Origin of the sequence: Candidatus Sulfotelmatobacter sp., assembly GCA_035504415.1 — a bacterium.
Classification (GTDB): domain Bacteria; phylum Vulcanimicrobiota; class Vulcanimicrobiia; order Vulcanimicrobiales; family Vulcanimicrobiaceae; genus Vulcanimicrobium.
In genome coordinates this window covers 117,671-137,677 of sequence record DATJRY010000010.1, presented here as the reverse complement: position 1 = coordinate 137,677, position 20,007 = coordinate 117,671, and the positions used below count along the sequence as shown (strand labels likewise).

The 20,007-nt window shown below is 70.7% G+C and carries 16 protein-coding genes; 1 reads left to right on the top strand and 15 read right to left on the bottom strand.

Going from position 1 to position 20,007, the window contains the following annotated elements; genetic code table 11:
- Window positions 1–18 precede the first annotated feature (18 nt).
- The 10 genes from VMD91_05515 to gmk form a co-directional block, all read right to left on the bottom strand.
- Window positions 19–948, bottom strand: a complete 930-nt coding sequence (locus VMD91_05515) for a 2-dehydropantoate 2-reductase (GenBank protein HTW83513.1) — start codon at window positions 946–948, stop codon at window positions 19–21.
- The gene (locus VMD91_05510; protein ID HTW83512.1) at window positions 948–1,646 is read right to left on the bottom strand and encodes a rhomboid family intramembrane serine protease; all 699 of its coding nucleotides are present in this window, start codon (window positions 1,644–1,646) and stop codon (window positions 948–950) included. Before VMD91_05510 ends, VMD91_05515 begins: the two co-directional genes overlap by 1 nt.
- Before the next feature lie 7 nt (window positions 1,647–1,653).
- On the bottom strand, window positions 1,654–3,213 hold the full coding sequence (locus tag VMD91_05505) for an MlaD family protein (protein ID HTW83511.1): 1,560 nt from the start codon (window positions 3,211–3,213) through the stop codon (window positions 1,654–1,656).
- A 5-nt stretch (window positions 3,214–3,218) separates the two neighbouring features.
- Complete coding sequence (locus tag VMD91_05500) at window positions 3,219–3,974, bottom strand: ATP-binding cassette domain-containing protein (GenBank protein ID HTW83510.1); 756 nt, start codon at window positions 3,972–3,974, stop codon at window positions 3,219–3,221.
- The gene (locus VMD91_05495; protein HTW83509.1) at window positions 3,974–4,750 is read right to left on the bottom strand and encodes an ABC transporter permease; all 777 of its coding nucleotides are present in this window, start codon (window positions 4,748–4,750) and stop codon (window positions 3,974–3,976) included. Before VMD91_05495 ends, VMD91_05500 begins: the two co-directional genes overlap by 1 nt.
- Window positions 4,747–5,082: a hypothetical protein gene (locus VMD91_05490; protein ID HTW83508.1), complete on the bottom strand. Its 336-nt coding sequence runs from the start codon at window positions 5,080–5,082 to the stop codon at window positions 4,747–4,749. Before VMD91_05490 ends, VMD91_05495 begins: the two co-directional genes overlap by 4 nt.
- The gene (gene rph / locus VMD91_05485; protein HTW83507.1) at window positions 5,075–5,794 is read right to left on the bottom strand and encodes a ribonuclease PH; all 720 of its coding nucleotides are present in this window, start codon (window positions 5,792–5,794) and stop codon (window positions 5,075–5,077) included. The genes VMD91_05490 and rph overlap by 8 nt, the downstream gene beginning before the upstream one ends.
- A 5-nt stretch (window positions 5,795–5,799) precedes the next feature.
- Complete coding sequence (glmS, locus tag VMD91_05480) at window positions 5,800–7,638, bottom strand: glutamine--fructose-6-phosphate transaminase (isomerizing) (protein HTW83506.1); 1,839 nt, start codon at window positions 7,636–7,638, stop codon at window positions 5,800–5,802.
- A gap of 281 nt (window positions 7,639–7,919) precedes the next feature.
- A complete protein-coding gene (rpoZ, locus tag VMD91_05475) occupies window positions 7,920–8,138 on the bottom strand; it encodes a DNA-directed RNA polymerase subunit omega (protein HTW83505.1) in 219 nt (72 codons plus the stop codon).
- A gap of 2 nt (window positions 8,139–8,140) precedes the next feature.
- Window positions 8,141–8,740: a guanylate kinase gene (gene gmk / locus VMD91_05470; GenBank protein HTW83504.1), complete on the bottom strand. Its 600-nt coding sequence runs from the start codon at window positions 8,738–8,740 to the stop codon at window positions 8,141–8,143.
- Between the two features lie 87 nt (window positions 8,741–8,827).
- Between gmk and VMD91_05465 the strand changes: the two genes are divergently transcribed.
- Entirely contained in the window at window positions 8,828–10,468 is a 1,641-nt protein-coding gene (locus VMD91_05465) for an NFACT RNA binding domain-containing protein (GenBank protein HTW83503.1), read from the top strand.
- Here VMD91_05465 and VMD91_05460 read toward each other — a convergent pair.
- The 5 genes from VMD91_05460 to VMD91_05440 are packed head-to-tail and all read right to left on the bottom strand — an operon-like array spanning window position 10,414 to window position 19,985.
- On the bottom strand, window positions 10,414–11,433 hold the full coding sequence (locus tag VMD91_05460) for an HD domain-containing phosphohydrolase (GenBank protein HTW83502.1): 1,020 nt from the start codon (window positions 11,431–11,433) through the stop codon (window positions 10,414–10,416). The genes VMD91_05465 and VMD91_05460 overlap by 55 nt on opposite strands.
- Entirely contained in the window at window positions 11,430–11,783 is a 354-nt protein-coding gene (locus VMD91_05455) for an Hpt domain-containing protein (GenBank protein ID HTW83501.1), read from the bottom strand. Before VMD91_05455 ends, VMD91_05460 begins: the two co-directional genes overlap by 4 nt.
- Window positions 11,773–14,532 carry a response regulator gene (locus VMD91_05450; protein HTW83500.1) on the bottom strand — a complete coding sequence of 920 codons (2,760 nt, stop codon included), beginning with the start codon at window positions 14,530–14,532 and terminating at the stop codon, window positions 11,773–11,775. The genes VMD91_05455 and VMD91_05450 overlap by 11 nt, the downstream gene beginning before the upstream one ends.
- 60 nt (window positions 14,533–14,592) lie before the next feature.
- The gene (locus VMD91_05445) at window positions 14,593–17,286 is read right to left on the bottom strand and encodes an MASE4 domain-containing protein (protein ID HTW83499.1); all 2,694 of its coding nucleotides are present in this window, start codon (window positions 17,284–17,286) and stop codon (window positions 14,593–14,595) included.
- 38 nt (window positions 17,287–17,324) lie between these two features.
- Window positions 17,325–19,985: a response regulator gene (locus VMD91_05440; protein ID HTW83498.1), complete on the bottom strand. Its 2,661-nt coding sequence runs from the start codon at window positions 19,983–19,985 to the stop codon at window positions 17,325–17,327.
- Window positions 19,986–20,007: the final 22 nt, after the last annotated feature.

Genomic DNA, 20,007 nt, shown 5'->3' with positions numbered 1-20,007 from the left:
TGCCCCGCGACCGCCAGCTTAAACGCTTTCCAAGCCTTCTCCCAGGATGTTGCGCGTCGCTTGGCGAGCGCGCACGAGATCGGCCAGGGTCTCGTTGTAGGGCGTCGGCACACCGGCCCGGCGTCCGGCGGCGACCACCGCGCCGTTGATGAAGTCCACCTCCGTCGGCGCGCCCATGCGCAGGTCGTACAGCATCGAGTTGTCGAGCTCGGCGGTCTGCTCGACGATGCCCCGCACGTAGGTCCACGGGTCGGTGAACGGCAACGGGATGCGCATCGCGTTGGCGACGGTGGCCGCCTCCTGGGCGAGCGACCGCGCGACCTCGCCGGCATGCGCGTCGCGCAGCACGACGCCGTTGGGGCGTTCGAGCAGCGCCGCGACCGGATTGATGGCGGCGTTCGCGATCAGCTTGCCCCACAGGTGCGGGCGGATGTCGTAGGCGGCGCTCGCGCGCAGACCCGCGTCGGCCAACAGCCGCACGATGCGGTTGACCACCTCGGGCGACGCGCCGGCGGTGCCCAAGACGGTCGTGCCGTCGCCGACGCGCCGCACGTCGCCCGGTGCGGTCGTGAGCGCAGACTCGGTGGTCGCGCCGATGACCAGCGGGATCGCGCCGCCCAACGACGTCTTGATCGCTTCTTCGTTGCCCAGGCCGTTCTGCAGCGAGACGATCGCGGTCGTCGGGCTCAGCTCGCCGGCGAACGGCCGCAGCGCGCGCAGCGTGTCGGTCGCGCGCACGAACACGAACAGGACCTGGACGCCGAACAGCGCGCGCGGCTCGCCGCTGATCTGCACGCGCCGCGCGTCCCCGTCGACCCGCAGGCCGGCCGACTCGACGGCCGCCACGATCTCCGGCCGGCGCTCGAGCAGCACGACCTCGTTGGCGGCCGCCAGCCGGTGGCCGAACAGCGTGCCGAGCGCGCCGGCTCCGACGATGCCGACCCGCATCAGTGCCGCACCCGCGGCCGCGTCGTCATGGGTCGAGCGAACACACCGATCAGCAACACGCCTGTGCAAAACCCTCCGATGTGAGCGAAATACGCGATGCCGCCGCTGGACTCCGCCGCGCGGGCGGTCAGGGCACCGTAGCCGGCCAGGAACTGCGCGACCGCCCACACGCCGATGACCAGCAGCGCGGGCAGCCGCAGGAACAGCGGGAAGCACCCGATCGGGGTCACCGTCTCGATGCTCGCGAACGGGTCCATGACCAGAAACGCGCCCAGCACGCCGGCGATCGCGCCCGACGCGCCGATCTCCGGCACGTGGCTGCCCGGCGCGGCCGCGATCTGCGCGACGCCGCCGACGATCCCGCACAGCAGGTAGAACGCCAAGAAGCGCAGGTGCCCGCAGCGGTACTCGACGACCGGCCCGAACACCAGCAGGAAGAGCATGTTGAAGCCGATGTGCGCGAGTCCGGCGTGCAAGAACTGCGCCGTCAGGAGCGTGAGCGACGGCACCGGGGGCGAGGGCGGCGCGAGCACGACGTCGTGCGTGACGTCGTACGGGATGACCGCGAAGCTGGAGATCAGCGCGTCGGGGTGCGCGGCGCCGGCTTCCTGCACGTACGCCCAGACGTTGAGCGCGACGATCAGGTAGACGCTCCAGGCGGTGATCGGAATCCGCCGGTTGCCCCAGAGCGGGATCACGCCGGGCTCAGAACTGGTACTGGAGTCCGAACGTCGTGCGGCGACCGGTGTGCAAGATGTCGCGCTCGCCCCCGAACAGCTCGAGGCCGCCGCCCAGCTTGAGGTTGAGATACCCGTCGGCGGTCGGGTGGCGCGGATCGTAGACCAGCCCCTCGACGCCGACGCCGCTCGAGCCCGGGTCGTAGTCCGCCCGCATCCCCAGCCGCGAGTAGAGCAGGCCGCCACCGAACAGCAGGTGCGACGACACGTGCGTCATCGCGGCGACGTTGGCCGTGGCCGACGGACCGCCGACGTCGTTGACGCCGGTGTACAGGTAGGTGCTGCCGTGCGGGAAGAGGATCGCGTTGACGTCGGTCGACGGCCCGCGATCCTTGGTCAGCAGCGGCGAGGAGTTGCTGCCGACTTCTTCCGCGTCGAGCTCCGAGACGCGCACCTGCAGCGCGATCAGCTGGTGGACCAGATCGCCGACCTTGAACTTGAGTGCCTGCGGCGAGGCGCCGTGCGGAGCGGGCGAGGTCCCCGGAACGGGCGCGGCGCCGGACGCGCCCGCGCCGTGCGGGGCCGGCGTCGCGCCGGCGTCGATGCCGTAGACGCTCGAGGTGCCGCCGAGCTTGCCCAGCAGCGAGTCCGCCTTCTGCATCGCGGCGTCGGCGCTGGCGATCGTGTCGCGCAGCTGCGCCTGCGTCTGCGGATTGCTGGTCACGGTGCGCAGGTCGGCGGCCAGCGAAGCGAACGTCGTCGCCGTCTGCGCCAGACCGTGCGTCGTCTGCAGGATGTCGTCGTGCAGCTTCGGATCCGCGGCCAGCTGCTGGATGCGGTCGGCGGTGCGGTTGAGGTCGCGCGCCGAGTTGTCCAGCGCCAGCGCGATCGAGTCGAAGTGGCCGGTGTTGCGGTGCACGGCCTGGTCGAGCTGCGAGGTCATGTCGGTGATGTTGGCGCTGCCCTGCTGCAAGGCCAGCTGCAGCGTGTCGGTCAGCGAGTCGATGCGCGCGGAGAGCTTGCCGAAGGTGTGATTGGTCGTGACCGCGACCTGGTTGGCGTTGTCGAGCGCCGACTGCAGCGTGTTGAGCAGCTTCGGCTCGCGCGTCTCGAGCTCGGCCAGCATCGCGTCGAGCCGGTGCACCTCGCCCTGCCCCTGATCGAGCAGGTCTTGCAGGGTCGCCGGATTCGTCCCGGTCGGCTGCTGGTCGATCGGCAGCACCTGGCGCGGCAGCACGTTGGCGGCCACGACGCGCTCGGTCGAGACCGGGACGATCTCGAGCGACGAGTCGCCGGTCAGCGGCGCCTGGATGAGGAACCGCGCGTCGCGCGGCACGTCGACGCTGTTGTTGATCGCCAGGATCACCTCGACGGTGAAGTCCGGCTGAAGCACCGTTTGGTCGACGACGCCGACGACCACGCCGCTCTCGTAGACCAGCGCGCCCTTGTGCAGCCCGGCCGCCGACTTGAAGTGGATGCCGACCTGGTAGCGCCCCTGCGTGCCGATGTTCTCGAGCACCAGGAAGATGCCGAACAGCGCCAGGAGCGCGATGATGGTGAAGAGTCCGACGACGGCCTGTCTGCTCATGCGTTTCAGATCGGGATCGGCCCGACTTCGCTCCCCTGCAAGAACTGCTGCACGATCGGGTTCTCGGACCGGCGGATCTCGTCGGTCGGTCCGTATGCGACGATGGCCCCTTCGAAGAGCAACGCGATGTAGTCCGCCATCAGGTAGATGCTCGCGAGGTCGTGGGAGACGACGACGGCGGTCCCGTTCAGGCGCCGGCGCAGCGTCACGATCAGATCGGTCAGCACGTGGGTGATGATGGGATCGAGTCCGGTCGTCGGCTCGTCGTAGAGCACGGCGTGGGGGTTGCTCACGACCGCCCGCGCGAAGCCCGCGCGTTTGACCATGCCACCGGAAAGCTCGGCGGGATAACGGTTCTCGAGGTGCGCCAAACCGACCGACTCGAGCGTCTGGGCGACGGCCTTGGCGATCTCGGCTTCGGACATCTTGGTGTTCTCGCGCAGCGGCAGGGCGATGTTCTCGCCGACGGTGAGCGAGTCGAACAGCGCCGCGAACTGGAACGAGAAGCCGATCGAGCGGCGCAGCTCGATCAGCTCGCGCTCGTGCATCTGCGTGATGTCCCGGCCCCCGACGTAGACGTGGCCGCTGTCGGGGCGCTTGAGCCCGTTGAGCAGACGCAGCGTGGTCGACTTGCCGGCGCCGGAGAGCCCGATGATGCAGGTGATCGCGCCTTCGACGATGTCGAGCGTCAGGTTCTCCATCACGATCTTCGGACCGTACCGCACGCTCACGTCCTCGAGCCGCGCCCAGATCTGCGGCATCAGCTGCCACCGTAGAGCAGGTACGAGAGGGTGAAGTTGAAGATGAAGATCAGGATGATCGAGACGACGACCGCGCTGGTCGTCGAGCGGCCGACGCCGGCGGCGCCGCCGCGCGTGCTCAAGCCTTGATACGCGCCGACGATCGCGATGATGACGGCGAACACCACCGACTTCACCAGACCTTTGAACAGGTCGTTGATCCCGACCGTCGAGCGCATCGATTCGAGGAACGACTCGTACGAGATGTGCGCGTAGATGTGCGCGACCCACGCGCCGCCCAAGATCGAGACGACGTCGGCGAGGATCGTCAGCAGCGGCAGCATCACGACTAGCGCGACCAGCCGCGGCACGACCAGCATGCGGGTCGGCGAGAGGCCCAGCGACTGCAGCGCCTCGATCTGCTCGGTGACGACCATCGAGCCCAGCTCGGCGGCGATCGCGGCCCCGGTCCGGCCGGCCACGACGACGGCCGAGAGCATCGGGCCCAGCTCGCGCAAGGTCGAGTACGCGACGACGCCGCCGACCAGGTTGCCGACCCCGTACTGCACGGCCTGGACCGCGCTCTCGAGCGAGAACACCATGCCGGTGAAGAGCGAGGTCAACAGGACGATCGGCCACGACTGCACGCCCAGCAGGTAGGCCTGGTCGAAGGTCTCGCCCATGCGGATGCGCAGCTGAAGGACGAAGCGCAGGGTGTCGGCGAGCAACTCGCTGACACCGCCGGCATAGGCGAAGACGTCCGACGTCTCGCGGCCGACCTTCTCGAGGACCTTCATTCCTCTCGCAGTTCCGCGACCGCGTCGAGGACGCCTCGCACGGCTTCGACCCGCTTGCCGACCACGCCGCGCTCGGCACTCAGGTTGTACTGCGTCTGATAGAGGCGCTCGAGCTCGCGGTCGACGTAGCGCAACTGCCCCTGCGCCTCGCGCTCGTAGGGCTCGAAGTAGCGCCGGACGGCCTGTAGGTAGGCGCGGACCGCGCCCGCGTCGGCGTCGCCGGCGGCCAGCGCGGCGGTGATGCGCGCCTGCGCCGCGCGCAGGGCGCGGTCGGTGACGTGGAACGCTCCGACGGCCGCGACGAGCGCCGCCAGGCGCTCGCGGTCAGCCACGATCGAGCGCGTCACGCTGGGCGGCGAACAGGCTGCGGATTCCGCCTTCGGCCAGCCCCAACAAGCTCTCGAGCTGGGCGCGGCTGAACGGTTCTCCTTCCGCCGTCCCCTGGAGCTCGACGAAGCCGCCCGCGTCGGTCATGGCGACGTTCATGTCGACCGCGGCGCGGCTGTCCTCCTCGTAGGGCAGGTCCAGCACCGGCGTCCCGTCGACGATGCCGACCGAGATGGCGGCGATCTGGCCGCGCAGCGGCCACAGCGCGGTCTTGGCCGGATCGACGTGCTTACGCAGCGCCAGCGCCAGCGCCACCCAGGCGCCGGTGATCGAGGCGGTGCGCGTCCCCCCGTCGGCGCCGATGACGTCGCAGTCGATCAGCACCGAACGCTCCCCCAGCTTCGAGAGGTCGACGACGGCGCGCAGCGCGCGGCCGATCAGCCGCTGGATCTCGTGGGTGCGGCCGCCCGGCCGGCCCTTGACGGACTCGCGCTGGTTGCGCTCGGGCGTAGCCTGCGGCAGCATCGCGTACTCGGCGGTGATCCAGCCGGTCCCGCGCCCGCGCATCCACGGCGGCACGCGATCTTCGATCGTCGCCGCGCAGATGACGCGGGTGCGGCCGAGCGAGATCAGCACGCTGCCGTCGGCGAAGGCGAGGTACCCCGGCTCGATCGAGATGGGACGCAGCGCGTCGTCGGCGCGGCCGTCGGGACGCACGCGGACTACTCGACCGTGACGGTCTTGGCGAGATTGCGCGGCTGGTCGACGTCCTTGCCGTCGATGTCCGCGATGTGGTACGCCAGCAGCTGCAGCGGGATCACGTTGACGATCGGCGAGAGCATCTCGTCGACGCGCGGCACCCACAGGACGTGGTCGGCCAGCGCGGCCGCCTCTTCGTCGCCGTGATTGGCGACCAGGATGATCGGTGCTTCGCGCGCCCGTGACTCGGCGATGTTCGAGAGGATCTTCTCGCGCACGCGGCCTTCGGTGACGATCCCGATGACCGGCGTCTTGCTGTCGAGCAGCGCGATCGGCCCGTGCTTCATCTCGCCGGCGGCGTAGCCCTCGGCGTGGATGTAGGAGATCTCCTTGAGCTTGAGGGCGCCTTCGAGCGCGGTCGGGTAGTTGACGTAGCGGCCCAGGAACAGCGCCGAGCGCGCCTTGCGAACGCGCTTGGCGACCTTCTTGATGGCCTCGGAGGTGTCGAGCACGACGTCGATCGCCGCCGGCAGCAGCTTGGTTCCCTCGGCGATCTCGCGCAGCCGCTCGATCGGCGCGGACTTGCGCACGCGCGCCAGGTACAGCGCCAACAGGGTCGCCGCGATCGCCTGCGAGACATAGGTCTTGGTCGCCGCGACCGAGATCTCGGGGCCGCCGCGCGTGTACACCGTCGCGTCGGCCAGCCGCGTCAAGGCCGAGCCGACGACGTTCGAGATGCCGATGATCGGCGTTCCCAGCTCCTTGGCGATCTTGACGGCCTCGATCGTGTCGGCCGTCTCGCCGGACTGCGACATCGCGACGGTCAGCGTGCGCGCGTCCATGTAGCGGTCGCCGTAGCGAAACTCGCTGGCCAACTCCATCTCGACGGGCAGCTTGCACAGCGCGCGCATCAGGTACATCCCGACCATGCCGGCGTGATAGGCGGTCCCGCAGCCGGTGATCGAGATCTTCGTCATCGCACGCAGCACGATCTCGTCGATCTTCAGCTCCGCGCCAAGCTGCACGTCGTGGCTCTCGTCGATCCGGCCCGCCAACGTCTCTTTGATGACCGTCGGCTGCTCGAAGATCTCCTTGAGCATGAAGTGCTTGTAGCCGGACTTCTCGGCGGCACTGGCGTCCCACGCGATCTGCTGCACCTCGCGCTCGATCGGCTCGCCGTCGAACGCGGTCACCTGGTAGCCGTCGCGCCCGACGGTGACGACTTCGCCCTCTTGCAGGATGACCACGCGGCGCGTGTACGGCAGCATGGCGGGGATGTCGGAGGCGACGAACATCTCGCCCTCGCCCAAGCCGACGATCAGCGGCGAGGCGCCGTTGCGCGCGAAGATCAGCGTCTCGGGATCGTCCTGCGAGATGACGCCCAGCGCGAACGCGCCACGGACTTCGCCCAGCGTCTGCCGCACCGCGGCGACCAGGTCGCCGCCGTAGTGCGCTTCGATCAGGTGCGCGAGCACTTCGGTGTCGGTCTCGCTCTTGAAGACGTGACCGTGGGCCAGCAGCTGCGCGCGCAGCCCGGCGTAGTTCTCGATGATCCCGTTGTGGATGACCGCGAAGCGTCCGCTGCAGTCCATGTGCGGGTGGGCGTTGGCGTCGGAGGGCCGCCCGTGCGTCGCCCAGCGCGTGTGCCCGACGCCGGTCGTGCCCGCCAGCGTCTGGCCGTCGCGCAGGCGCGCGGTCAGATTCGCCAGCTTCCCCTCGGCCTTCGACCCGGTCAACCGCCCGTCGGCATCGATGACCGCGATACCGGCGGAGTCATAGCCGCGGTACTCGAGCTTCCCGAGCGAGTCGAGAATGATCGGAACCGAGTCACGCTTCCCGACGTACCCAACGATGCCGCACATGTTTAAAGGCGCTCCGCCCTAGGCTGCGCGCCCCCCACGCGTAGCGTGGGGCCCCCGGGTCCGACCTCGCAACGACGTTTCATCAGGGCGCTGTTCTGCTGCGCTCGGTCCATCACCATGTTGCACATTTTAGCGGCGCTCCGCCCTGGGCTGCGCGCCCCCCACGCGTAGCGTGGGGCCCCCGGGTCCGACCTCGCAACAGCGTTTCATCGGGGCACTATTCTGCTGCGCTCGGTCCATCACCATGTTGCTATCTTTAGACCTCAGACAGCGCAGAGGGGTTACTTGATGCCTTCTTTGGTGCGGTGGTAGGGGATCTTGCCCGAGCGCACTTCGTTGAAGGCGGTCGAGACGGGCTTGTTGGGGTTGACCCGCTCGGTCAGCGGCGGCGCGCCGTTGTTGAGTTGCTTGGCACGCTTCGTCACGACGTTGACCAGGGAGAACTTCGAGTCGACGTGCTGCAGCAGGCCGTCGAGATCGCCGAAAACGCTATCGCTCATGATCAGGTACTTTCCAATTCTTTCAGTCGGGTGTCGGCATACCGGTTGATGCGGTACCGTTCGGCTCGCACGATCGCTTCGAGGTCGTCGACCGCTTGCTGCGGGCGGGCCTCTTCGTTGATGACGAGATAGTCGAAGTGTCGTACGAAGGTGAACTCGTCGTGCGCAATCTCCAGGCGCGCGGCGATCTGCTCGTTGGTCTCGGTCCGGCGGGCCTCGAGACGCGAGCGGAGGTGTGAGAACTTGTCGGGGACGATGAAGATCAGGACGGCGCCCGGGAACGCGCGCTGGACGGCCAGCGCCCCGTTGACCTCGGGCTTGGAGACCACGTCGTAACCGGCCCGCAGCGCTTCGTCGATGAACGAGCGCGGCGTGCCGTAGAGGTGGCTGTTGTACTCGCGGTGTTCGAGAAAGCCGCCGGCATCACGGCGCCGCTCGAACTCCTCGCGGGTCAGAAAGAAGTAATCAACCCCGTCGCGCTCACCCGCGCGCGGTGCACGAGTCGTCGCGGAGACCGAGTACAAGAGACGTTCGTGCCGGGCCTTGAGGCCTTCCACCAACGTGTCCTTCCCCGCCCCCGACGGCCCCGACACGACGAACAACAGACCGGGCCCCGTCAGGACCAGCTCCCTCCTCCGCTAGGGTCAAACCGGACAAATACGGAGAGGGCGGGAAAGCACCTGCCCGCGATGACCACCGACTGGATGCTGATCCGCCGGGCGGCGACCGAACTGGAGGCAGCCCTACGCGGCGCCCGCTTGGACGACGCCGGCCTGCTCGAGGACGGGCGGGTCGCCTTGCGTTTCGGCGGCGTCCGGCGCGGGCCCGCGACGCTGGTCGTCGACGCCTTCGGCACCCCACCGCTGGTGACGCTCGAAGACGCGGAGCCGGCGCTGGCCGCCGATCCGGGGTGGCTGCGGGCCGCGAGCACCGCGCTGCGCGGGATGCGCCTCTCAACCGTGCAAGCCCGGCGCGGAGATCGCCTCCTCGTTCTGCTGTTCGGCTCGGCGTCCCGCTTCGGGGTCGAGAGCGGGGCGCGGCTGGTGCTCGAGCTGGTGCCCCGCTACGGCAACGTCCTGGTGCTGCGCGAGCGGACGGTGGTCGCGGCCGCCAAGCAGTTCTCGCCGGCCGAGAACCCGGAGCGCTCGGTCCAGGTCGGCATGCCGTACCAGCCCCCGCCGCTGCCGCTCGTGCGGCTGCCGCGCGCTCTCGAAGCGTCGCTCGTCGCCGACGGCCGCGACGGCGACGCCGACGCGACCGCCGTGCTGTGGCGCGAGGCCGAGGCGGCCGCCGAGCAGCTGGGCCCGATCCACGTCTACCGCGACGAGACCGGCGCGCTGCTGGCCGCGCACGTCGTCCCGCTGGACCAGTTCGCCGCGGCGATCCACGACCAGGAGCCGCTGCTGCTGCCGCTGTGGGCGCGCGAACGCGGCACGCGGACGGCCGCGCAGCTGGGCGACCGTCGCGAGCGCTTGCGCGCGTCGCTGGCGAGCCGGGTCGCGCGCCGGCGAGAGGCCACGGCGGAGGAGCTGCAGGCGCTGCGCGAGCGTCAGGAGGACGCCGCGCGCCGCGACCGGCTGCGCGCGAGCGGCGACGCGCTGTTCACCCACGCGCACGAGGTTCCGGGCGGCGCGACGACGTTCGTCCCGGCGACGAATCCCACGCTCACGATCGCGCTCGACCCGGAGCTCGACGGCAAGGCCAACGCGCTGCGCTATTACGCGCAGTACCGCAAAGCGACGGACGCGCTGCCGCACCTGGAACGCCGGGCCGCCGCGCTGCGCGCGCGCGCGGAGGCGCTCGACGAGCTGGCCTTCGAGGTCGAGCGGGCGAGCGACGGCGCGACGCTGGCCGAGCTGACCGCCGACCTCGATGCGCTGGAAGGACGCCCGGCGCAGCGCGCCGCGGCACCGGGCCGCAAGCGCGCGCCGTTACGGGTCGACCGTCCGTCCGGCGCGCGCATCTACGTCGGCCGCTCGCCGCGCGAGAACGCCGAGGTGACGTTCCGCATCGCGCGGCCCGACGATCTGTGGTTCCACGCGCGGGGGATGCCGGGCTCGCACGTCGTGCTGCAGGCGCCGGCCGGCGGCACGCCGGCCGACGACGATCTGGCCGCCGCCGCGGACCTCGCCGCGGCGCACAGCCGCGGCCGCGCCGCGGGCCGCGTCGAGGTCGACTACACCGAGCGCAAGCACGTGCGCAAGCAGCGCGACGCGGCGCCGGGACTGGTGTGGTACACGCACGCCCGCACACGGCTGGGCGTCGTGCCCGCGGATTATGCGCCGGTCGAGAGCGCTTCGCGCAACGCCGCGACGACGCGCGGATCGTAGGCCGTGTTGCGCTGGCCTTCGATCTGCGCGAGCGCGTGGCCCGGGCTGATCGCCGCGCGCCAGGGCCGCGGCGCGGTCATCGCGGCATATGCGTCCGCGACCGCGACGATGCGGGCCACGAACGGGATCGCCTCGGCGCGCAAACCACCGGGATAGCCGGCGCCGTCGAAGCGCTCGTGGTGCGTCCCGGCCAGCACCAGCGCCATCCGCAGCAGCGGGCTCGCGGCGTCGCCGACCGCCGAGAGGATCGCGCGGCCGTGCGCGACGTGGGCTTGCACGTCGAGCGCGTCGGGCTTCTCCATGCGCGGGGTGGCGCGCAGGATACGGTCGGAGAAGCTCAGCTTGCCGACGTCGTGCACGACGACGGCGCGCGCGAGCAGCTCGCGCTCGGTGGGCGCGACCCCGAGCCGTTGCGCCAGCTTCACGCTCAACGCGGCGACCTTCTCTTCGTGCTCGACCAAGGCCGGATCGCGCGCGCGCATCGCGGCGACGAGCGCGTCGATGATGCGTCCGGCGCCTTCGTCGAGCAGGTCCTCGATCTCGCGCACGCGCAGCACCTGCCGTTCCGCGCGCGCGACGGCGTCGCGCCGGTCGCGGTCGGTGGTCAGCACGTTTTGCGCGAGCGCGAGGAACTCGACCGGATCGACGGGCTTGGTCAGAAAGCCCAATGCGCCGCGGCGCATCGCTTCGCGGCGCAGCTCGCGCTCGTCGGTCGCGGTGACCATCAGGAACGGCGTGCTCTCGCGGCCCGGAATCGAGCGCAAGCGGGTCGCGAAATCCAGCCCGCTGATCCCCGGCATCGTCTGGTCGAGGACCGCCAGCAGCGGCACCTTGGCTTCCGCGTAGGCCAGCGCGGCGCGCGGATCGGTGAAGCAGCGCGGCGTCACGCCCTCGATCTTCGCCAGCACCTTGGCGTAGAGCAAGAGGTTGGGCTCGTGGTCGTCGACGACCAGAACTTCGCTCACGAGAGGCTCTCCCGGTATATTCGTACTTGTTCCGCGACCTGCGCGTAGCCGCGCTCGATCTCACGTAATTGATCGGCAGCTCCGGTCAGATCGCCCGTCCGGGCCCGGCTATCCAGCTCGGCTGCGAGCCCCATCACGCCGTTGGCGCCGATGTTGCCGGCGCTGCCCTTGATCCCATGGGCAGCGCGAGCGGCCGCGGTCGCGTCGCCGGCCGCGATCGCCTCGCCCAGCACCACGCAATGCTTGCGGCCGGTCTCGAGCGCCATCTCCAGCAGCTCGACGATCCCGGCGGTGTCGTCTTCGAAGGCCTCCTCGAGGCGCGTGATGTCGAGGATCTGCTTATCCGGCAACTCCGACTCCGTTCACGAAACGTTCCACCGTCGCGCGCAGCGCGGACAGTTGCACCGGTTTCGCGAGGTAGTCATCCATCCCCGCGGCCAGGCACGCTTCGCGATCGCCCTCGAGGGCGTTGGCCGTCATCGCCACGATCGGCACGTGGCCGCCGCGTACGTTCTCCGCCCGCCGGATCTCGCGGGTCGCCTCGAAACCGTCGACCTCGGGCATCTGGCAGTCCATCAAGACCAAGTCGTAGTCACCGTGCGCGATCGCCTCGATCGCTTCGCGTCCGTCCGCGACCGCGTCGGCGCCGTAGCCGAGCTTCTTGAGCTGTTGCAGCGCCAACTTGCGGTTGACCGGATTGTCTTCGGCGACCAGAACGCGCGCCTGCGCGCGCGCGGCGGTCGCGGTGTACGCCGACCGCATGTCGGGCGGCACCGTGCCGGAGGCGGCGCCGAACAGCGCGCCGACCAGCGCGTCGTGCAGGCTCTTCTGGCGGATCGGCTTGCGCACGACCGCGCTGAAGCCGCGCGCGCGCACTTCGGGCGCCGAGGCCGGTTCGTCCGTCCCGCTGATGAGCACCAGCGGGATGTTGTTCAGGCCCGGCAGCGCGCGCAGACGGCTGGCGAAGGCGAGGCCGTCGCCGCCGGCGTTGCGATCGATCAGCACGACGTCGAAGGCGTTGCCGCGCGCGGCCATCGCGCGCGCGAGCTCGAGCGCGTGCGGCGCGTTGCCGGTGCTCGACGCGATCGCGCCCCAGGCCAGCAGATACTGATCGACGACCTGGCGCGCGACCGGCTCGTCGTCGACCAGCAGCACGCGCGCGCCGCGCACCGCGTCGTTGGCGGCCTTCGCCTCGTCGGGCACGCGCGGGAAGGGAATGGTGAACCAGAACGTCGAGCCGCGGCCCAGGCTCGAGTCGAAGCCGATCTTGCCGCCCATCAGCTCGACGATGCGGCGCGAGATCGACAGCCCCAGGCCCGTCCCGCCGTAGCGCCGGCGCGTCGACTGATCGGCCTGCCGGAACGGCTCGAAGAGGCGCTCCGCGACGTCGGTGGCGATGCCCGGGCCGGTGTCGGTGACCGAGAAGCGCAGCACGGTCGACTCGCCGTCGTGCGCGTCGACGATGGCGCGGACCGTCACGCTGCCGGTGCCGGTGAACTTCACCGCGTTGCCGAGCAGGTTCAACAGCACTTGGCGCAAGCGGTCGGCATCGCCGATCACGCGGGCCGGCACGTCCGGCGCGACGTAGGTCGAGAGCGAGAGCCCCTTCTTCCGCGCCGCCGCGCCGAGGATGTCGGTCGCGTTCTCGACCGCGACGACCGGCGAGAACGGCACGACTTCCAGCTCCATGCGGCCGGCCTCGATCTTCGAGAAGTCGAGGATGTCGTTGACGATCGCCAGCAGCGACTCGGCCGAGTCGCGCACCGTCGAGGCGTACTCGCGGGCTTCGTCGTCGAGGTTCGACTGCAGGAGCAGCTCCGACATGCCGACGACCGCGTTGATCGGGGTACGGATCTCGTGGCTCATCGTGGCCAGGAATTGCGACTTGACCTCGGCCGCTTCGACCGCACGGTCGTGCGCGAGCCGGATCGCCTCGTCGGCGTGCTTGCGCTGGGTGATGTCGCGCAAGATCAGGATCGTCTCGCCCGACGCGCTGGTCGTGTCGCGCCCGCGCGCGAACTCGACCGGGAACGGCGTCCCGCGCGCGTCGCGCGCGGTCGTCTCGACGACCGTCGCTTCGGGCGCTTGCGCCGCGGTCGGGAACTCCGGCAACAGGCGCGTGATCGGGGTGCCGGTGAGGTCCTCGGCGACGAAGCCGAACAGCGCGGCAGCGGCCGGATTGACCGACGCGACGGCGCCGCGCGCGTCGACGACCACCAGCGCGTCGGCGACGCCGTTGACGATCCCGCGCAAGCGGTTCTCGCTGGTGCCCAGGAAGCGCGCCAGCCGGTTGGTCTCGAGCAGCAGCGCCACCACGAACAAGCACGTCGCCAGGATGACGCCCAGCCGCGAACCGTACCAGCCGACGCTGTACTGCGCTCCGCCGACGCAATTGATGAACGCGTCGACCGCGAAGGCCATCGCCGGCGCGGCGAGCCAGGCGTCGAGCATCGTCTGTCCCTTGCCGCGGCGCAGCAGCGCGATCGCCACCCCGAACGCGAGCAGCGCGACCAGCAGCGTGAGCACGTAGGCCCACGGTCCGTAGCGCGCGTGGTGGACCAGGCTGGGCAAGGTGCGGTCGTATGCGCCCAGCACCGCGATGGCGATCCAGGCCACCACGATGGTGCCGGTCAGGGCGGCGGCGGTGGCGGCGTTCGAGACGCGGCCGCGATCGCCGAGCCGGCGCAGCACGACGTAGGCCGCGAACGCGAGCGGCAGCGCGGTGTGCCACAGCTCCCACAGATAGGCGAACGCGGAGCCGTACGCGCCGAACAGCGCCGTCGTCTCCGTCCCCGGAAAGGTCAGAATGTACGCGCCGAAGATGATCTCGCAGAACAGCACGCCGCAGGTCAGCGCCAGCAGCGAGGGCTTGCGCGAGAGCGTGAACTGGACGAACAGGATCGCGCCGGTGATCGCCAGCGTCATCAGCCCGGCGCCGCCGTACAGGGTCAGGAAGCCCGGGAAGACGCCGGCCGGGATGCGTGCGAAGGGAGCGATCGCCAGCGCGAAAATGCCAAGCGCGCCCACCGCGATCAGCGCCAGGCGCCGTTGCTCGTTGGACGCGGGGAGGGTCACGATGTCGACGCCCCAGCCAGTCACGCTAGGCCTGTTTTTCTCAGCTCACGGGCGCGACGCCCGCACCCGGGTGTGAAGAATGGTTTACCTCTCGGATCGCTGGTGAGAGAAGCGGGCGGACGCCCCGCGTTCGATCGCGCCGCGCAGCGACTCCAACTGCACGGGCTTGGCCAAATAGTCGTCCATCCCGGCGGCCAGGCACGCTTCGCGGTCGCCGTCGAGCGCGTTCGCGGTCATCGCGACGATGCGGATGTGGGTGGTGCCGTGCCGTTCGGCGGCGCGAATCATGCGCGTGGCCGCATACCCGTCCAGACGCGGCATCTCGCAGTCCATCAAGATCAAGTCGTAGTGGCGGGCCAGCACGGCGTCGACGGCTTCTTTGCCGTCCTCGACGGCCTCCGCCTGATACCCGAGCTTCTTGAGCTGCTGCAACGTCAACTTTCGGTTTACCGCGTTGTCGTCGGCGATCAGGATCGCCAGGCCGTCGATGGGCGCCGCGCGGACCGGTTCGACCGGCGCCGCCGGCGCCGGCGTCCCCGCCAGCGTGTCGGCCAGCGCGTCGTGCAGCATCGACTGTTTGAGCGGCTTGCGCACGCTGCCGCTGTAGCCGGCGCCGAACGCGCGCTCGGCCTGACCGGGCTGATCGTTCTCGGTGAGCAGCAGCGCGCGGGCGCGCGTCCCGGTCGCTTCGCGCAGACGCGCCAGTGCCGCGCCCGGATCGCTGCCCGGCTGCTCGGCCATCAGGATCGCGTCGAGGTCGGTGCCGCGGCCCAGCGCCGCCGAGGCGAGATCGATCGCCTGCTGCACGCTCGAACCGCCGATCGCGATCGCGCCCCACGAGAACAGGTACTGCTCGACGACGCCCCGCGTCGCGTCTTCGCCGTCGACGACCAGCACGCGCGCGCCGCGCAGCGCCGGCACGACGTCGCCGCCCGGCTCGTCCTCGGCGCAGCGTTCGAACGGAACGGTGAACCAGAACGTCGCGCCGGAGCCGGGCGCGCTCTCGAAGCCGATCTCGCCGCCCATCAGCTCGACGAGCCGCTTGGAGATCGAAAGACCCAGGCCGGTGCCGCCGAAGCGGCGCGTCGTCCCCGCGTCGGCTTGCCGGAACGGCTCGAACAGCCGCGGGGCGGCGTCGGGCGAGACGCCCGGCCCGGTGTCGCTGACGGCGAAGCGCAGCACCGAGATCCGTTCGCCTTCGGTGCGCTCGACGCTGGCGCGCACGGTCACGTAGCCGGCCGCGGTGAACTTCACCGCGTTGCCGATCAGGTTGAGCAGGATCTGGCGCAGCCGGTGCGGGTCGCCGAGCGCGCGGCGCGGGACGTCGGGCGCGACGTGGGTGGCGAGCGCAAGGTGCTTCTTGCGCGCGGCGGTCGAGATGATGTCGGCGGCGGCCTCGACCGCTTGCAGCGGCGAGAACGCGATGCGCTCCAGCTCCGTCGCGCCGGCTTCGATCTTCGAGTAGTCGAGGATCTCGTTGATGACGCCCAGCAGCGCTTCGGCCGACTCGCGCACGGTGTGCGCGTAGTCGCGCGCCTCGTCGGTCAGCGGGGTCTGCAGCATCAGCTCCGACATCCCGACCACGGCGTTGATCGGCGTGCGGATCTCGTGGCTCATCGTTGCCAGGAACCGGCTCTTGATCGCGGCCGCCTCGGTCGCGCTGGCGATCGCCTCGCGCGCGGCCGCCTCGGCGCGGCGTCGTTCGGTGACGTCGCGCGCGATGACGACGTTCTCGCCCACGCTCAGCTCGAGCGGCACCGGGCTGGTGCGCACGACCTCGCTCGCCAAACGCGCGCGCAGCGCGGCTTCGGGCACGCCGAAGAGCGTGATGGCGGCTGGGTTCGCGTCCACGATGCGGCCTTCGTCGTCGAGCCCCAGCAGCGCGTCGCCGACGCCGTCCACGATGGTGCGCAGGCGCCGTTCGGCCTGCGTCGCGCTCTCCACCAGCCGGCCGGTCTCGCGCAGCAGCGCGAACAGGACGATGCCCGAGCCGAACACCGCGATGCAGCGCGAGAGGTACCAGCCCGCACTGTAGCGGCCCCCGCCGTCGAGCGTGAGCACGGTGTCGAGCAGCATCGCGCCGACGGCGACGGTGACCCACAGCGGCGCGACGGTGCGCGTCCCCGGCAGCGCGACTTGCGCGATCATCGCCAGCGCGGAGAGAACGACGATCGCCGGTCCGACACCCGAGATGATGATGCGGTGATAATCGGAGCCCACCAGCAGCACCGGCAGGCGCGCGGCGTTGCCGAGGACGAGCGCGGCGACCAGCACCGCCAGCACGATCGTCGCCGCCGGCGCGGCCAGGCGCGAGCGCATGCCGCCGCTCGCGGCCAGCCGCGGGTGCCAGCGCGCGAAGATCGCCGACGCCAGCGCGAACGCCGGGAAGCCCGCGTGCCAGGCGGCCCACAGCCAGACCGCGGTCTGCGAGCTCGCCGACGCGAAGCCGGTCGACCCGTAGACGCCGGGAAACGTGAGCACGTGCGGGATGACGATCAGGCCGCTGAACAGGTAGCCCGAAGCCAGCACGTTGAGCGAGAGCGAACGGGCGTTCCACGCATCGCGGTAGAGCAGCGCGGCGGTCAGCAGGTCCGTCACGATGACGAACGTCGTGAAGGTCGGCAAGAACGGCGGGATCGCGAGCAAGTGTCGGCCCGCGATCGGAACGATCGCCAGCACGAACAGGCCGAGCACGACCAGCACCGCGCAGGCCCACGTGCGCTGCAAACGCGAGGCCGGAAACGTCGACAGACTCCCGACGGCCGCAACGCTCCTCATGCCGTCGACGGACCCCGCGTCGTGACGGGTCGCATTCGTTACGTCGGCTGTCCCTCGAGGGCGCCGCGCAGGGCGTCCAAGAGCACGGGCTTGGCGAGATAATCGTCCATCCCGGCGGCCAGACACGCCTCGCGATCGCCGTCGAGCGCGTTCGCCGTCATCGCCACGATCCGCACGTGTCCACCGCGCCGGTGCTCCTCGTCGCGAATGGCGCGCGTGGCCGCCAAGCCGTCGAGCTCGGGCATCTCGCAGTCCATCAGGACGAGGTCGTACCGACCGCGCAAAACGGCGTCGACTGCCGCGCGGCCGTCCTCGACCGCGTCGGCGTGATAGCCGAGCTTCTTGAGCTGTTGGAGGGTGAGCTTGCGATTGACAGCGTTGTCGTCTGCGACCAGGATGACCAACCCTTCGACCGGCGCCGCCATTTCCCGTGCCGGGGGCACCGCGACCGGCGCCACACCGGCCAGCACCTCGGCCAGGGCGTCGTGCAGCATCGACTGTTTGAGCGGTTTGCGTACGTGCGCGCTGTACCCGGCGGCCAACGCCCGCGCCGTGCGCCCCGGTTCCTCGCCGGTGGTCACCAGCACCACCGGGGCGTGACTGCCGCTCTCTCGGCGCAACCGGGTGAGCGCCTCGGCGGGATCCGCGCCGGGCGGCGCGGCCAGCAGGACCGCGTCGACGTCGTGGCCGCCATCAGGAGCGCCGCGCGCCAACGCGATGGCCTGTTCCAGCCCGGCCGCCCCCAGCGGGTGCGCACCCCATGCCTGCAAATAGCGCTCGGCGACCACGCGGGTCGCGTCTTCCGGCTCGACGATCAGGATACGCGCCCCGCGCAGCGCCGGCGCCGCGTCGCGTGGGTGCTCGTCGGGCGCGCGCTCGAACGGGACGGTGAACCAGAAGGTCGCGCCGGCGCCCGGGACGCTCTCGACGCCGATCTCCCCGCCCATCAGCTCGACGAGCCGCTTGGAGATCGAGAGACCCAGGCCGGTGCCACCGAAGCGGCGCGTCGTCCCCGCGTCGGCTTGCCGGAACGGCTCGAACAGGCTCTCGACGGCGTCGCCGGAGATGCCCGGGCCGGTGTCGGTGACCGCGAAGCGCACCAGCGCGCGGCGCGGATCCCCGGCGCGCACGAGCGTCGCTTGCACCGTGACGTAGCCGGCGGCGGTGAACTTCACCGCGTTGCCGATCAGGTTGAGCAAAATCTGGCGCACCCGGTGCGCGTCGCCCAGCACCTGGCCCGGGACGTCGGACGCGACGTGGGTGGCCAGCGCGAGCTGCTTCTTGCGAGCGGTGGTCGCGAGGATGTCGGCCGCCCCCTCGACGGCCAGCAACGGCGAGAACGCGATGGTCTCCAGCTCGGTCGCGCCCGCTTCGATCTTCGAGTAGTCGAGGATCTCGTTGATGACACCCAGCAGCGCTTCGGCCGACTCGCGCACGGTGTGCGCGTAGTCGCGCGCGTCGTCGGTCAGCGGCGTCTGCAGCATGAGCTCCGACATCCCCACCACGGCGTTGATCGGGGTGCGGATCTCATGGCTCATCGTCGCCAGGAACCGGCTCTTGACCTCGGCCGCCTCGTTCGCGCGCGCGATCGCCTCCAGCGTCGCCGCCTCGGCGCGCCGCCGTTCGGTGACGTCGCGCGCGATGACGACGTTCTCGCCCACGCTCAGCTCGAGCGGGACGAGGCTGGCGCCCAGAACCTCGCTGGCGGAGCGCAAGCGGAGCTCGTCCTCGCTCAGCCCCAGCAGCGCGATCGCGGCGGGGTTGGCGTCGAGGATGCGGCCCTGGTCGTCCAATCCGAGCAACGCGTCGCCGACGCCGTCGACGATGCGGCGCAGCCGGCTCTCGGCACCGGTGACGATCGTCAGCAGCCGGCTCGTCTCGGCCAACAGCGCCGAGAGCACGACGCCGGCCGACACCAGCGAGATGCTGCGCGCGAGATACCAGCCGACGCTGTCACGCGCCCCGCCGTCGAGCGAGACCGCGACGTCGAGTACCATCGCCCCGGCCGAGACGCACAGCCACAGCGGCGCGACGGTGCGCGTTCCGGGCAGCGCCACCTGCGCGATCATCGCCACCGCCGACGCGCCCAACAAGAACCAGCCGCCGTGCCAGGTCACGATCGCGTGCGGACCGCTGTCGCTGAGCAGCGCGGGGAGACGGTGGCTGCGCAGCACGACCAGCACGTCGACGCCGAAGCCGAGCGCGAGCGTGCCCAGCGGCGCGACGATGCGCGTCAGCTGTGCCGCGCGCGCGTCGAGGCGCGGCGACGAGCGCTCGAGCGCCGCGAAGACGATCGCGAAGGCGGCGAACCCCGCGTGCCATGCCGACCACAGCCACACGGTGGCCTGCGGCCCGACGCCGAACAGCCCCCCCGGCGCGTAGACGCCGGGAAACGTCGCGGCGTGGCCGATGACGATCAGCGCGCTGTAGAAATATCCGCTGGCCAGGACGGTCAACGATATCGAGCGGGCGTGCGCGGCGTCGCGATAGAGCAGCATCGCGGTCAGCAGATCGGTCAGCGCGACGAAGGTCGCGAAGGTCGGCAGGAACGGCGTCACCGCCGGCACCGGATGGCGCGCCCACGGCAGCAGCGCCAGAACGACCGTGCCGATCAGCGCCAGCACGACGAAGGCCGTCACGCGTTGGCGGCGCGTGGCGGGCAAGGTCGAGAGGCTGGGGTTCTGTGGCGGGCCCGTCATCCCGCTTGCGAACTCCCGCGCG

Bases quoted from the DNA above. Each gene is read 5' to 3' on its own strand.
- VMD91_05445 (HTW83499.1), bottom strand. From the start codon at position 17,286: ATGAGGAGCGTTGCGGCCGTCGGGAGTCTGTCGACGTTTCCGGCCTCG.
- glmS (HTW83506.1), bottom strand. From the start codon at position 7,638: ATGTGCGGCATCGTTGGGTACGTCGGGAAGCGTGACTCGGTTCCGATC.
- VMD91_05465 (HTW83503.1), top strand. From the start codon at position 8,828: ATGACCACCGACTGGATGCTGATCCGCCGGGCGGCGACCGAACTGGAG.
- VMD91_05500 (HTW83510.1), bottom strand. From the start codon at position 3,974: ATGCCGCAGATCTGGGCGCGGCTCGAGGACGTGAGCGTGCGGTACGGT.
- VMD91_05515 (HTW83513.1), bottom strand. From the start codon at position 948: ATGCGGGTCGGCATCGTCGGAGCCGGCGCGCTCGGCACGCTGTTCGGC.
- VMD91_05505 (HTW83511.1), bottom strand. From the start codon at position 3,213: ATGAGCAGACAGGCCGTCGTCGGACTCTTCACCATCATCGCGCTCCTG.
- VMD91_05495 (HTW83509.1), bottom strand. From the start codon at position 4,750: ATGAAGGTCCTCGAGAAGGTCGGCCGCGAGACGTCGGACGTCTTCGCC.
- VMD91_05440 (HTW83498.1), bottom strand. From the start codon at position 19,985: ATGACGGGCCCGCCACAGAACCCCAGCCTCTCGACCTTGCCCGCCACG.
- rpoZ (HTW83505.1), bottom strand. From the start codon at position 8,138: ATGAGCGATAGCGTTTTCGGCGATCTCGACGGCCTGCTGCAGCACGTC.